Genomic DNA, 14,290 nt, shown 5'->3' with positions numbered 1-14,290 from the left:
GGAGCCGACTAGACACTGACTCCACCCTTTGCGTGCAGCTCAGGCAGCGGCGTAAAGTTGCAGGTCGGACGGCCGGAGGATGAGAAGCATTCCGATGAAACTGGACGCGTTTCACCAGCGCAGGCCGATAGTAGGCCGGACAAAGTAAGGGCGAAAATCACACGCTTCATTTCAGGGCTCTCCAGAATTCAGGATCATAATCAGGTGCGGCCAGTGCTGCGCGGCCTGCGGTGCTGTTGCCGATCGACATGAGGAGTTGGCCCAGGTCCGTGAGGTCCGTATCCAGTAGAACAGACCCTTGATCGTCTCGAACCAAGGCCACGCGCTTGCCCGGAGGGGTTTCAAGCATGATGGTCAGCTCTTTTGCGTTTAGATTGAGGGCCGCAAAGTCCTGTGCCGATGCGTCATCGTTCGGCAGAAGAATTTGCGTTTGGACGCCCTGCAAAATGGACGCGCCCGCCTTTGAGTTGGCAATTTGGGTGGCGAACTGTGTCACGAGTAGGACAACACAATTGAGCTTGCGCAGCGTGACTAGCCAACCTTGCAGCTTGTCCGCAAAGTAGTCTGTGTCGAGCGCCCGCCATGCTTCATCCACAACAATGATTGTGGGGCGGCGATCTTGCATGGCCCGCTCTAGGCGTCGGAAAATATAGCCAAGAACCGCTGCGCGCTCTTTGTCATTTCCGTTGTCTAAGACGCTTGTCAGATCGAAGCCAACTAGGTCGCCGTTCAGGGAGAAAGTGTCTTCGCGGTTTCCGCCGAAGATCCAACCATAACGGCCAGAAGGAGCCCACTCGCGTATGCGGCTTTCCAGATCACCGTCATCATCGAGGGGGGCGAAAAGGCTCGCAAATTGTGACCAATGGCGCAGCCCTTGCGGTGCTTCCGCATTTCTACGAATAGCATCTTGAAGAAACTGAGACTGTTGCGCCGTCAAAGGACGCTCGGCCCGTTCGATCAGCGCCGTTATCCATTCCGAAAGCCACTGCTGGCCCTCTGGATCAGTTTCGGACCACAGCGGGTTTAGCCCTGTTGGGCGGTTGGCTGTGATTTCGCTATACTCAGCCCCAAGCGCACGAAGAGGAACTTCAAGCCCGCGCCGATAATCGAAGGCAAACACCCGTGCGTTCATGCGCTGCGCTTGTGCAATGAGGAACGCAATAAGCACGGATTTTCCGCCGCCGGACGGACCGAGGATTAGAGTGTGGCCTGCGGGGGGTTCCGCATCCACGTTGCCGCGCGACAGTTTGCGATGAAAGCTAAACTGGTACCCGCTTCCTTCGGGGGTCGGAAATACGGTGATCGGGTCTTTCCACGGAACCTCGTCTCCATTTTTTCCGAGAGGTGTCCGATGCAGTGATGCCAAACCCGCAAAGTTTCGATTTGTGATGGTGCCGATCCGGGACCGGAAAGCGGCGTTGCCAGGAAATTGTGCGAAGTAATGTGCCCGTGATGCAAAGGCTTCGGTGATGACCTTGACGCCGGCTTCCTGGGCGACCTGCTGAATATCTGCCGCTGCCTCTGCAAGCTCACGCTCATTGCTGCTGTAGATCGCAGCTGTCATGTGATGCCCACCAAACACCAGTTTGCCTGTCACCAGCCCATCAGCCGCAGAGGCCAGTAGTTCGCGATCCGACACCCCTGCATCATTCATCGACGCCATCATCTTTTGAGCGCGACGAATACGCTCTTCCATTACATCGTTTGGAATAGGCGTGAAGCTGTGGGTGATGACCATGTCGTGGGGCAGGTTCAGGCTGTCGAACATGCCGTGTTCGGTTTGATTAGGATAATTTTTGATCGTGAAGATCAGACCGCTCTTGCGACCGGTATTTCCGCCCGACAAGGTGATCCGGTTGCTCGCGAATGTCGGGCGAAAGTTGGCTACGCTCCGGGCAAGAATACCAATCTCCGAAAGAGGATAGGTCGGAACCTCCGTGCCAGAGCCGATAGCTTCGAGGAAGCCTAGCAGCTCGCCGGAGGATGCGGTCAACGCACGACCGGACATGCCTTCTGTAGCAGACAGGAGGATCGAGACGACTTCACGCAGGCTGGCAAGCCGCCGCTCGCGAAGTTGCTTCTGATCCTCAACCTTGTCTTTGGCAAATCGCGCCCGCACTTTCTCAAAGGCAGATACTGAGCGACTAGCAGCGGGCCGACGCAAGACTGTAATGGTCAGTGTCTTGTCGCGAAGGCCGTAGGACGAAAGAGCCGACTGCCAACGCCTATCGACTTCGGCGGCGAACCCATCACCGCGAACAGGTGATATTTCCGGCGAAAGCCGCTTGCTGATCTTGTGGATATAGAAGCTAAACCGACCTTCGGTTTGCGCAATGATAGTGGCGATCCGTTTTTTCAAACGGATAAGCGCCTCATCGTTTGCTGTCATGCTGTTGAGGCCATTGACGCGAATGCACTGCATGTATTCGCCGCCGCGTGTCAGGATGGTTTCGTCATCGACAAGGCTGACAAAGGGCAAATAATCTTCGAATTGCTCTTCGCGGAAGGCAACTGATGAAATCAGGCTTGCTGCGCCCTCACCACTCAATTCCTTACGGCTCATAGCTGTTTCCATTCCAAAGGTTTTTATTCCGCGATGGTCGCGTTTTCTGAAGGACGGTCATGATTACGTCCAAAAAGTTTGGGTCCCACTGGGCCGCGGCATAAAGGGCCGGGTAGGTAGCTGCCGCCCAAGCCAGCACCCAGAAAGATTTGATCCAGATGAAAAGCAGGACGCCGGAAAAGACCCACACCATCCCGTAAATTACGGGCAAGCCGAGAAACTTTGGCGCGCGAAGCAGACCTTTAAAAACGACATCCTGCTCTGTCATGACATCAAGCCCACAGCGCCTCGACCATCGTCGTCGCGCCGCCAATACCTGCGATAGCGATGACAACCCACATGGCTTGGCGGAAGTCGATGATGCCGAAGAACCATGTGATGAACACGCCGATGAGCGCGAGCGTAGCGATGATCATCCCCAAGGGACCGGTCAGCGCATCCACCAGTCCTTGCAGAAAGTTTTGAATGGGATCGAGGTTAATATCCTGTGCCATCGCCGGTTCTGCGATCATCAGAACCATGACAGCGAGTGCGGCCAACAGCACCCAATTACGGGAAGCAGGACCGCCCACCCGGTTAAAGATTTGCGTCACAGTTGTTCTCCTTTGAGACGTTGGTAAACGGCCATTACCTTGCGGACATGGCCTTGCGTTTCGCGGTAGGGCGGGATGCCTCCATGACGCGAAACGGCTTCCGGGCCAGCATTATAGCCAGCCAGTGCCAGCTCCTTCGATCCGAAGCGGTCGAGAAGAAGAAGCAGGTAACGGGCAGAACCATCGAGGTTCTGGTGCATGTCATGTGGGTTTACGCCGAGTGTGGCGGCGGTCGCGGGCATGAGTTGGCCGAGGCCGATCGCACCGACATGGCTTAGAGCGCGAGGGTTGTACGCACTCTCGATTTCGATGTTAGCTCTGTAGAAGTCGCGCCAGTCCGTGATCGACATTCCAGCTTTGCGCAGGGCACCATGGCCTCCATAGCGCAATGCTGTCTGATGAATTGCATCGAGTACTTCAGGGCTTCCCGAGGCAGCGCGTGGTGCCATGAAACCATTGTCCGGCTCTGCTAGAAAGGACATGGAATTTTCGGGAACAGAAGCCTGACGTTCGGCTTCTGGGATTATCGGCTGCCCACCTGATCCGTAATGGCGGGCAAAGCCGTTGCTTTGTTCTCTAAATTCGAAGGCTCCGTCAGAACCTGGAACAAGGACCAAACCCTGTCCGAGACATGCAGTCGCGTTAAGAGTCAGACCTCCAATCGACCAAATAACGGCCGTCTTTAAATATTTCAAAACACTGTCCTTTTTCGAAGGGCATTATCAATCCGGGGAAGCCCCAGAGCATAAGTTTTGAAGCAACGCCCGACACGGTGAGCGATGTTTCTGGTTTGTTTCTGACTTTGTAGACCAATAACCGTTTGGATTTTTTATCGGCCGAAACGACCTCGTAAATCCATTTGCCGACTGCAGACGTTCCTTTTTTGGAAACGCTCTCTTGGCAAATTATGATTACCGATCCGCCCTCGTTTACGACCTGCGCAACGTCCTCGCTGATTATCACTGGCGGTATGGCTAGACTCATTGGGGGCTCCTGCTCACTGACAGGTGCCTTGATGCACTATGTTGGGTTGCCCGCACTAGTTGGATTTAACTAGATCACCACCTTCATACACAACATTTCAACAAACCTCAACATAAATGAATTGTTTGTTTAACATTGTTGAATGGTTTTAGCCCAGTTCACGCACAGGACACTCGAAGACCTGGAACGATCCTTCGGAGTTGCTGGCGACAGGTCCAAGCTGCTTGACCGGCCACGACAGAGAGTTTGCCATGCGCTGGAACGCTGGCGATCCGAGGAACAGAACAGTGTCAGCTCCTTCCTCACCCAAGAACGTGTTGATCTTGGCAAGGATCATCCGAGACACATCGCGCGACCCGGTGACTACCATACGCGTAATCTCCCAGACCTTTTCATTCATAGGCGGGACCGCGTGGCACAGCTCCTGCGGCAAGCCGGGCAGTACGCCCAGGCAGGCATCGCGGATCATGTAGCTATACTGGATTTGCCCGGTGCCGCTGATCTGGTCGGTGCGGCGCAGTCTTGCCCCTCCGACGACAACACCGTTCAGCGTTGCCACAACATAGATCGTGTTGAAGGAGTCATACTGTTCGAACTCCAGATCTTCCGCGTGAAACAGCGGCCATTCCAGACGATCCACGAAAATCTGCTTGCGCAGTTTCAGGTAGTCATTGACCAGATGCCACCTGTCCAAGTCCTCCGGGCAGCGGATGACCTCGACCTGATAGCCGTCACGGGCCGCGTCACTGAACATGCGGCTTGGCTGCATCTTGACCATTGGTACCTACCTCGAAAACTTCTGTTGAGCCGATGAACAGGCGGATGCCTTCCGGCGTAACGGCCCACACACCCTTATTTGAGAACTTGACGGTGATCTCTTGGCCTTCCTGTAGATGGGCAAACATCGACACCAGGTTCTGAGCCATGTCGGCAGTAAAGTTAGCCTCGGCGGAGATAACCACGCCCCTTGGGCGTACCCTTGCGGTTAAGTCGGTCATCTGTCCCTCCTATGGCTTTTTGCCGGTTTACTTAAGACGGTACTTACGGCTCAAAATTAACCATTGACACCAACATGTCCTTTTGGTCAGTTCATTAGTGCAAATTGCGTTTTTTACTTGACAGGTCTGAAATGATTGAACTCGTGATCCCGAATCATGAAGACGAACTTGCCGTTCTTGATAAGATCGGCAACGGGGGCTTCATCCTTGGCCTTGGCTTGAAATTTGGAAAACCTGATTTCTGCCTCAATCGCTATCCCGATGCGTGGACAAAAAAATACGAACAGGAGAACTACTTTTTTGGCGATCCCATGACCGTTTGGACCATGGCCCGCACCGGAATGATCCGCTGGTCGGAGTCCAGCCTTCCCGACCTACGGGGCGTGATGGCTGACGCAGCTACCCATGGTCTTGTCTATGGCGCTACCTTTGTCGAAGTGGTGAAAGGCAAACGGTCATTCCTATCCATCGCCCGAAATGACCGAGAGCTGACTGACGCAGAAATGGAACAGCTCATGGGCCGCGTGAAGGCGTGGGCAAACCTTTTCACAAGCTATTGGAAAACTATTGGGCTGACCCAAGGCGAGATCGACGCTTTGGCCTCGATCAAGGGTGGTGCCAACCAAGATGACGCCGCTGAGACGTTGAACATCAGCCGGTCGGCATTGAGACAGCGACTATCTACGGCGCAGGTCAAACTCCGGGCACCAAATTCAGTCAGCGCAGTCGCACGTGCCGCTCAGATGGGAATTATCTGAAATCCAGTAGAATTAGTCATGTGTGATGAGAAGGGTAGGGGGGAGGCATTGAGCTAGCCTCAGCTCAGAAAGTGATGTGGAGGCGCACTATGGGTCTCCATACACATCCAACAGTCGTCATACCCGCGAACCACGAAGTCTGGCAGATCGCAATGGTGTGCGCTCGGCACTTGGTGATCCGGCACGTTGCGACTGCGGTTGGCAATTGATGCCTGTGCGATAGCGGCTGAAAGCTGACCCCATACCTTTGCCTTGTCCGGGGACGGCACTACTTTGGTAGGGCTCTTCCAGAAGCCTCGGCGGTGTGGATCGTAGATGACGTACTGCATGGCAAAGGTCGGCACTATGATGAGACATGCCAATCCCCGGCTGCGCCAAACGGTTCCCGAGTCATAAATCCGATTACTATGTAACGTGATGAGCCCATCTAGCAGCCTCAATTTGGCAATCTCTTAATTGAGTGAGGTCACTGCCTTGGCCCAGATGCCGGGAATGGCCGCATGCTGATCAGGGTATCGCGCTCTTACACGTGATGAGGGATGGGCCGAGTGCCAGACCCTCAGATCCCGCATTGCCAGCATGGTCGCAGCACGCGCGGCCTTCCTACCGACAAGAACCACGCTTTGAAGGCGGGGCAGAAGGTTCAACAACGCCTCCAAACGCAGCAGCCCAACTCGCCACTCCTCGGGCGTCACCTTTATGCTGTCATTCCACCAAGGTATCGCGTTCCAGATGAGCGTCTCATTTCGCATGACCGGTATTTGCTGCATGAAAGTAAACGTGGCGGCCGCGCTCTCGTCATCGTTGTCGCGGGAGATGAAACCGGAACCGGCTCGACCTGGCCGATCGGCGTCTGTCATGGGACCAGGCTTCTCCATAAGAAAGAGGATGCGGGCTCTCACGCCGCCGTCCAGCGGATCGAAGTCTGGAACGGCCCCGCGACCTTCCGCTCTGAGGCCTGCCACCATGTCATTTAGCGGTGCCATGTGGGGGCTGTCGCGTAACATCTTGCGATAGGTAAGCTGGCGGATATCGCGCAAGCTGCGCGGCATATCAGGGGCAGGAAGGCCATCTGCCGGAATGATGATAAGCTCATCGTCCACATCATAGATGAATTTGCTTTTGCGCGGCATTGCGAGTGTCAATCTCCATGGTGATCGGCTGACCGCATCTGGTTTGGTAAGCTGCAATATCTTTATACAGGCTAGAGTTTTTTGTCAGTTTCGCGCTAGGTGGAATTCCACGGGAGAACGCGCAGACACCCCTCCCAATCCCAAAACCTGTCGTTGATTGTGATAGCGTTGCATGCGATGATGACAGCCTATGCGGAGGTACCATGGCCAGCATTACAATCAGAAACCTTCAGGATGACGTCAAGCGGCGGTTGCGTATCCGCGCTGCTGAGCATGGACGCTCCATGGAGGAGGAAGCCCGCGAGATCCTCCGGGAAGTTGTAGGGGAGGCGAAGCCTACTCATAACCTGGCCGCGGCTATCCGAGCCCGTGTTGCGCATCTTGGAGGGGCCACGCTGGACCTGCCCCCGCGAGAGCACATGAGAGACCCGCCAGCGTTTGATCAGGCGTGAGCGTGATCATTGTTGATACGAACGTGGTCTCTGAACTTTTGCGCCCTGAGCCTGAGCCTCGCGTTGAACAGTGGCTTTCCAGGCAGGACGGCCAAACTGTTTACCTGACTGCAATTTCCGAAGCCGAGCTTCGTCATGGCTTGGCAATCATGCCTATGGGGAAACGGCGCACCGCCCTGATAGATGCTGTTGATCATATCCTTCGTGAGGATATGGCGGGCCGCATCCTGCCCTTTGATAGTACCGCCGCGCAATCCTATGCAATCATCGCAGCGGGACGGCGTGCTGCCGGTCGCCCGATCATGCAGGCCGAATGCCAGATCGCCGCAATAGCGCATGCCCACGGCGCATCTGTTGCCACCCGGAACACGCCCGACTTCGAGGGCTGTGGCATAGATCTGATTAATCCTTGGAACGCTGAATGAACGCCGTTGAAATTGAACAGGCCATCTCCGAACTGGCAGAGAAGCCCTTCGACCCCGCCGAATTCCCTTATGCCTTCCTGACGGCCTTCGGGAACAAGGACACGACGATCAAACGGCTTCGCAGTGGGGGGACCAACAAGTCTGACTTTACGGGCCCGTGGGGCGGTGTTCTCCAGACAAACAACATCCACCTGGCGGCCTGCGCGCCTGGCGCTGTCGCCGAAGCGCTGGCCGCTCTCAGGGCCAGCCCAATGACAGCCCGCGCCAAGGCCAAGTTTATACTTGCCACTGACGGTATCGAGCTTGAGGCAGAGGACATTACCAGCGGGGAAACCATCGCCTGCCGCTATGTCGATTTCCCAGATCATTTCGGTTTTTTCCTGCCTCTTGCGGGCATTTCCACGATCAAGCAGATCCGTGAGAGCGCGTTCGATATACGCGCCACCAGCCGTCTGAACCGTCTCTATGTCGAGCTGATCAGGGACAATCCCGATTGGGGCAGCTCGGACCGCCGCGATGACATGAACCATTTCATGGCGCGGCTGATCTTCTGCTTCTTTGCAGAAGACACTGACATCTTTGCCACTGAGCGCCTGTTCACCGCGACGGTCGATCGGATGTCGGACCGCGACGGTGCCAACACGCATGAGGTCATTGGCGAGATCTTCCGCGCGATGAACACGCCCATTGCCAAAAGAGCCGAGGCCAAGCTGCCGCGGTGGGCCGACGCCTTCCCCTATGTGAACGGAGGGCTCTTCTCGGGCAGCGCCGATGTGCCGCGCTTCTCGAAGATCGCGCAGCGCTATCTATCCCATATCGGCGGCCTTGACTGGACGCAGATCAACCCAGACATTTTCGGCTCAATGATACAGGCGGTGGCGGACGAGGAAGAGCGCTCTGTCCTGGGCATGCACTATACCAGCGTGCCGAACATCCTGAAGGTGTTGAACCCGCTGTTCCTGGACGATTTGCGGGCTGAGCTGGAGGCGGCGGGCGACAACGCCCGCAAGCTGGCCAATCTGCGTGCGCGCATGGCCAAGATCCGGGTCTTTGATCCGGCCTGCGGGTCGGGCAACTTCCTGGTTATTGCCTATAAGGAGATGCGGGCCATCGAGGCCGAGATCAACCGGCGCCGTGGTGAAGCTGACCGCCGCACCGACATTCCCCTGACCAATTATCGCGGGATCGAGCTGCGCAGCTTCTCGGCCGAGATCGCGCGGCTGGCGCTGATCATCGCGGAATACCAGTGCGACGTGACCTATCGCGGGCAAAAGGAAGCGCTGGCAGAGTTCCTGCCGCTGGACGCGCAGAACTGGATCACCTGCGGCAATGCCCTGCGGCTGGATTGGCTGTCGGTCTGCCCGCCAACGGGGACGGGGGTGAAGTTTCAGGCCGATGACCTCTTCATGTCGCCGCTGGATCAGGCGCAGATCGACTTTGCAAACGAAGGCGGTGAAACTTATATCTGTGGCAATCCGCCCTATAAAGGGCGCAATAAGAAAGAAGGGGCAGAGAGGTTTGATACCGATCATGTTTTCTCTAGATATCCTGGTTCTTTTGCATCGCTAGATTATGTTGCAAACTGGTTCATTAAAGCCTGCCATTTTTTTAGTGAAACGGAGGGCGAAGCCGCGTTTGTGTCAACAAATTCGATATGCCAAGGCGAGCAAGTTGCCTTACTATGGCCGCTGATTTTTAAGGAAGGATACAGGGTTAGTTTTGCTCATACATCTTTTAAATGGTCAAACTTAGCCAGCGATAAAGCTGGCGTTACTGTCGTTATCGTTGGCATTTCAAAAAGTTCGCGCGATCCTTTGTTGTTTACAGAAGATGAAATTAGACGTGTTAACGAAATAGGTCCGTATTTAGTGCCAAACTCATCTGTTGTGGTGGCGCAGCGCCCTAAGCCGATCTCGGAAGTCGCAAATATGTACTTGGGAAATATGGCTAAAGATGGAGGAAACTTGATTTTTTCTGCCCATGAGGGTCGTGAATTAACTAAAACACTCGGTGATAAGGCGAGTCTTGTCAGGCCCTTCTTTGGTTCAGAAGAATTAATTCACGCAAGACCAAGGGCCTGCCTTTGGATTGAAGATGGGCATGTTTTAAGTACCTTGAAAAATGTTGAAATACTTTCTCGCATTGAGGGTGTTCGTCAATTTCGAGCCGAAAGTAAGGCTCCATCCACACGGGCACATGCGAAAACACCATATCGATTTGTGCAGCTATCTGCGAAGAATGGCAATCGGGCGATTGTTATTCCAAAGGTATCGTCGCAAAATCGTCCCTATTTGCCTGTCTCATATATTGAAGCTGGACCTATCATTGGCGATAAATGCTACGCAATTTATGATGCGGGCCTGTGGAACTTGGCCATCATAGCTTCAAAGATGCATTTGGTTTGGATTGGAACTGTATGTTCGCGTCTACGGACTGATTTTTCTTATGGAAATAAGTTAGGCTGGAACACTTTCCCTCTCCCAAAGCTGACCGAAAAGAACCGTCATGATCTTACAGCAGCTGCGGAAGGCATTCTTCAAGCCCGCGAGGCGCATTTTCCCGCTACTATCGCGGATCTTTACGAATCGGAAAAGATGCCCGCCAACCTTCGCGCCGCCCATGACCACAACGACGAGGTGCTGGAGCGCATCTATATCGGCCGCCGCTTTCGCAACGACACCGAACGGCTGGAAAAGCTGTTCGATATGTACACGAAAATGACCACGAAGGTCAGCGCCTGATGTTCAACCGCATCGCCTATGCCCGGCTGAACTCGCGCCAGAAGGAAAACTACAACTTCCAGAAGATCGCCGCGCGACTGGCCGATTACGGATTCAACAGCATTCGCCTGACGGATGACTGGCAGGGGGCGGACTTCATCGCCGTGCATATCGACGGCGAGACCTTCCTGAAGGTCCAGCTCAAGGGGCGTCTGGTCATCGACCGGAAATATCACGGCAAGGGCATCCACATCGCCTTTCTGCACGGTGATGAGCTGTACCTCTATGACCACGACGCGCTGGTCAGCTTCATGGAGGCAAACGCCAAGATCGGCGCGGACAGTGTCTCGTGGCATCAGCACGGCTTCCGCACCTGGCCCAGCCCCCCGGCCTGGGCCATCACCTATTTGAGCCAGTTCAGGATTTCGCAATGACCAAGGCCGTCCCGTCCGTCTCCGTCACCTATGCCGCCAATGGCAGTTCGACCAAGGCGAACGAGCTTGGCATGCGGGCCATGCAGGAGCGCGCCTATGACCGGCGGGGCGAGCAGTATTTGCTGATCAAGTCGCCCCCGGCCTCGGGCAAGTCGCGGGCACTGATGTTCATCGCGCTGGACAAGCTGCACAATCAGGGCCTGCGCCAAGCCATCGTGGTGGTGCCGGAAAAGTCCATCGGCTCCAGCTTCAACGACGAGCCCCTGAGCCAGCATGGGTTCTGGGCCGACTGGATCGTCAAGCCGCAATGGAACCTGTGCAATGCCCCCGGCGGTGATGACGGCAAGGTCGGTGCCGTGGGCAAGTTCCTAGCCAGCGAGGACCAGGTGCTGGTCTGCACGCATGCCACGTTCCGCTTTGCCGTGGACAGGTTCGGGGTCGAGGCCTTCGATGAACGCCTGATCGCGGTGGACGAGTTTCACCACGTCTCGGCCAATCCCGACAACAAGCTGGGCGCGCATCTGGGCGCGCTGGTGGCCCGCGACAAGGTGCATCTGGTCGCCATGACCGGGTCCTATTTCCGCGGTGATACCGAGGCGGTCCTGTCACCCGAGGACGAGGCGCGGTTCGATACCGTCACCTATACCTATTACGAGCAGCTGAACGGCTATCAGCATCTGAAAACCCTGGATATCGGCTACTTCTTCTATTCCGGCTCCTACGCCGATGACATCCTGAAGGTGCTGGACCCGAACGAGAAGACGATCCTGCACATTCCGAACGTTAACTCCCGCGAGAGCACCAAGGACAAGCACCGGGAGGTCGAGCATATCATCGATGCCTTGGGCGATTGGCAGGGCACCGATCCGGTCACGGGCTTTCAGCTGGTCAGAACTCCAGACGGAAGGATACTTCGGATCGCCGATTTGGTGGACGATGAACCGGCGAAGCGCGACAGAGTTTCGGCCGCGCTGAAAGACCCCGCGCAAAAGAACAACCGCGACCATGTCGATATCATCGTGGCCTTGGGCATGGCAAAGGAGGGCTTTGACTGGATCTGGTGCGAACACGCCCTGACGGTCGGCTATCGCGCCAGCCTGACCGAGATCGTACAGATCATCGGTCGCGCCACGCGCGATGCGGTGGGCAAGACTCGCGCCCGGTTCACGAACCTGATTGCCGAACCCGATGCCGCGGAGGCAGCGGTTACAGAGGCGGTAAACGACACGCTAAAGGCCATCGCTGCCAGCCTGCTGATGGAACAGGTTCTGGCGCCCCGGTTCAACTTCACGCCCAAGAGCTCCAAGAACGGTCCGGTCGAAGGCTTTGATTACGGGGCAGGGGGTTATGATCCTGCCAAGGAGAATGTCGGCTTTAACGAAGCAAGCGGCCAGTTCCAGATCGAGATCAAAGGGCTGTCGGAGCCCAAAAGCAAGGAAGCCAAGCGCATTTGCCAGGAAGACCTGAACGAGGTCATCACGGCATTCGTGCAGGACAAGACGACGATCGAACGGGGCCTCTTTGACGAAGAACTGGTGCCGGAAGAGCTAACGCAGGTCCGCATGGGCAAGATCGTCGGCGCAAGATTTCCCGAGCTGGATGCCGAAGACCAGGAGGCTGTACGCCAGCATGCCATGGCTGCCCTGAACCTGACCCAGAAGGCTAAGGAAATCGCACTGGCGGACAGCGCCGGTGAAACCACCTCAGGCAATACCGCTTTGATCGACGGTGTACGGAAGTTTGCGATGGATGTGCGCGAGTTGGACATCGACCTGATCGATCGGATTAATCCCTTTGGGGAGGCCTACGCGATCCTTGCCAAGACCATGAGCGAGGCAAGCCTCAGAGAAATCGCAGCAGTCATCGCAGCAAAGAAGGTCAAGCTGTCCCCGGAAGAGGCGCGCGACCTCGTGCGAAGGGCTGTAAAGTTCAAGCAGGAGCGGGGGCGTCTGCCGTCCCTGACTGCGACTGATCCATGGGAAAAGAAGATGGCTGAAGGCGTAGCCTTTCTGGCGCGCATGAAGCAGGAGGCCGCCAATGGCTAAGACATTCACCGACGAAGACGACGCATTGCTGGCCGATCTTGGTATCGAGATCGAGACCAGGAAGCATGTTGACCGTACGCCACGCGAAGAGCGGATCATTGCTGGATTTGAGGAAATCCAGCAGTTCGTCACAAAGAATGGGCGCGCGCCGCAGCATGGGGAGGATCGGGATATCTTCGAGCGTCTCTACGCAGTCCGGCTAGATCGCATCCGCGACCAAACCGAGTGCCGTGAGCTGGTCGCGCCGCTGGATAGTCAGGAACTTCTATCCGGGGCATATCTTGAAGCCATCGGGCCTGATCTGGACACCCTGGACGATGATGCCCTTCTGGCAGAGCTGGGCGTGGAGGTCGCCGCCCCGGCGATCACCGAGCTGACCCATGTCCGCTCAACTGCCGAGAAGAAGGCCGCCGACGAAATCGCGGCGCGGGAAAAATGCGATGATTTCGCAGCCTTCAAGCCACTGTTCGAGAAAGTTCAGAAGGAGCTGGACAGTAAACTGCGTGAAACGCGCACTTTTGAAATGAAGGCCGAGATCGAGAAGGGCCGCTTTTTCATCGTCGGTGGGCAGAAAGCTTACGTGGCCGAGAAGGGCGAGACGATCACCAACGATCAGGGGCGCACGGACGCCCGGTTGCGGGTGATCTTCGATAACGGCACAGAGAGCAGTATGCTCATGCGATCCCTGCAGCGTGCCCTGAACAAGGACGAGGCCGGTCGGCGCATTACCGAGCCTTCAGCAGGCCCGCTTTTCTCTGATCAGACAATGGATGGCGATGAAGCCAGCGGGACCATCTACGTCCTGCGCAGCAAGTCTGAGCATCCGCTGGTGGCCGCAAACCGAGAGCTGATCCACAAGATCGGCGTCACGAACCTGAGCGTCGAGAAGCGGATCGCCGGGGCACACCTGCAGCCGACATTCCTAATGGCGAACGTCGAAGTCGTAGCAACTTATGAACTTTATAATATCAATCGGACCAAGCTGGAAAAACTGATCCATCGGATATTCGAGCCGGCGCGGCTGAATATCGACATCATGGATCGTTTTGGCCGACCTGTGACACCGCGGGAGTGGTTTATGGTGCCGATGTACGCAATCAAAGATGCTGTCGAAAAAATTAAGGAGGGAACCATTTCAGGCTTTGTCTATGACCCAAAACAGGCTCAACTAACGAAAATATAAAA

General features: G+C 55.9%; 14 protein-coding genes. 7 read left to right on the top strand and 7 right to left on the bottom strand.

Features of this window, described 5'->3' with window-relative positions:
* Positions 1-166: 166 nt before the first annotated feature.
* The 6 genes from EOJ32_RS18745 to EOJ32_RS18720 form a co-directional block, all read right to left on the bottom strand.
* The gene (locus EOJ32_RS18745) at positions 167-2,563 is read right to left on the bottom strand and encodes a VirB4 family type IV secretion system protein (RefSeq protein ID WP_127899860.1); all 2,397 of its coding nucleotides are present in this window, start codon (positions 2,561-2,563) and stop codon (positions 167-169) included.
* Positions 2,553-2,831: a type IV secretion system protein VirB3 gene (locus tag EOJ32_RS18740; protein WP_127899859.1), complete on the bottom strand. Its 279-nt coding sequence runs from the start codon at positions 2,829-2,831 to the stop codon at positions 2,553-2,555. The genes EOJ32_RS18745 and EOJ32_RS18740 overlap by 11 nt, the downstream gene beginning before the upstream one ends.
* 4 nt (positions 2,832-2,835) lie before the next feature.
* Positions 2,836-3,108, bottom strand: coding sequence for a TrbC/VirB2 family protein (locus EOJ32_RS18735; RefSeq protein ID WP_255352906.1), 273 nt, complete (start codon positions 3,106-3,108; stop codon positions 2,836-2,838).
* A gap of 44 nt (positions 3,109-3,152) precedes the next feature.
* Positions 3,153-3,773 (bottom strand): lytic transglycosylase domain-containing protein, encoded by a 621-nt coding sequence (locus EOJ32_RS18730; protein ID WP_371706328.1) that lies wholly within the window; start codon positions 3,771-3,773, stop codon positions 3,153-3,155.
* Positions 3,774-4,288: 515 nt separating this feature from the next.
* Positions 4,289-4,918 (bottom strand): acyl-homoserine-lactone synthase, encoded by a 630-nt coding sequence (locus EOJ32_RS18725; RefSeq protein ID WP_084693962.1) that lies wholly within the window; start codon positions 4,916-4,918, stop codon positions 4,289-4,291.
* Positions 4,884-5,138: a hypothetical protein gene (locus tag EOJ32_RS18720; protein ID WP_046001878.1), complete on the bottom strand. Its 255-nt coding sequence runs from the start codon at positions 5,136-5,138 to the stop codon at positions 4,884-4,886. Before EOJ32_RS18720 ends, EOJ32_RS18725 begins: the two co-directional genes overlap by 35 nt.
* 131 nt (positions 5,139-5,269) lie before the next feature.
* On the opposite strand from EOJ32_RS18720, the gene EOJ32_RS18715 reads away from it, so the two are divergent.
* Positions 5,270-5,896, top strand: a complete 627-nt coding sequence (locus EOJ32_RS18715; protein WP_127899858.1) for an autoinducer binding domain-containing protein — start codon at positions 5,270-5,272, stop codon at positions 5,894-5,896.
* A gap of 452 nt (positions 5,897-6,348) precedes the next feature.
* On the opposite strand, the gene EOJ32_RS18710 is transcribed toward EOJ32_RS18715, so the two are convergent.
* Positions 6,349-7,029, bottom strand: coding sequence for a uracil-DNA glycosylase (locus tag EOJ32_RS18710; protein ID WP_240542612.1), 681 nt, complete (start codon positions 7,027-7,029; stop codon positions 6,349-6,351).
* A 203-nt stretch (positions 7,030-7,232) separates the two neighbouring features.
* Here EOJ32_RS18710 and EOJ32_RS20480 point away from each other — a divergent pair, with 203 nt between their 5' ends.
* Genes EOJ32_RS20480 through EOJ32_RS18680 form a run of 6 tightly spaced genes read left to right on the top strand, consistent with a single transcriptional unit; the run spans position 7,233 to position 14,288 of the window.
* Positions 7,233-7,481 (top strand): plasmid stabilization protein, encoded by a 249-nt coding sequence (locus tag EOJ32_RS20480; protein ID WP_127899857.1) that lies wholly within the window; start codon positions 7,233-7,235, stop codon positions 7,479-7,481.
* Positions 7,482-7,483: 2 nt separating this feature from the next.
* Entirely contained in the window at positions 7,484-7,906 is a 423-nt protein-coding gene (locus tag EOJ32_RS18700; protein WP_127899910.1) for a type II toxin-antitoxin system VapC family toxin, read from the top strand.
* Positions 7,903-10,647, top strand: coding sequence for a DNA methyltransferase (locus tag EOJ32_RS18695; RefSeq protein WP_127899856.1), 2,745 nt, complete (start codon positions 7,903-7,905; stop codon positions 10,645-10,647). Before EOJ32_RS18700 ends, EOJ32_RS18695 begins: the two co-directional genes overlap by 4 nt.
* Positions 10,647-11,060, top strand: a complete 414-nt coding sequence (locus tag EOJ32_RS18690; protein ID WP_127899855.1) for a hypothetical protein — start codon at positions 10,647-10,649, stop codon at positions 11,058-11,060. Before EOJ32_RS18695 ends, EOJ32_RS18690 begins: the two co-directional genes overlap by 1 nt.
* Entirely contained in the window at positions 11,057-13,105 is a 2,049-nt protein-coding gene (locus EOJ32_RS18685) for a DEAD/DEAH box helicase (RefSeq protein ID WP_127899854.1), read from the top strand. Before EOJ32_RS18690 ends, EOJ32_RS18685 begins: the two co-directional genes overlap by 4 nt.
* A complete protein-coding gene (locus tag EOJ32_RS18680) occupies positions 13,098-14,288 on the top strand; it encodes a GIY-YIG nuclease family protein (RefSeq protein ID WP_127899853.1) in 1,191 nt (396 codons plus the stop codon). The genes EOJ32_RS18685 and EOJ32_RS18680 overlap by 8 nt, the downstream gene beginning before the upstream one ends.
* Positions 14,289-14,290: the final 2 nt, after the last annotated feature.

This window comes from Paracoccus sp. Arc7-R13 (assembly GCF_004010775.1).
GTDB lineage: Bacteria > Pseudomonadota > Alphaproteobacteria > Rhodobacterales > Rhodobacteraceae > Paracoccus > Paracoccus marcusii.
This window is presented reverse-complemented; position numbering and strand designations above follow the sequence as displayed.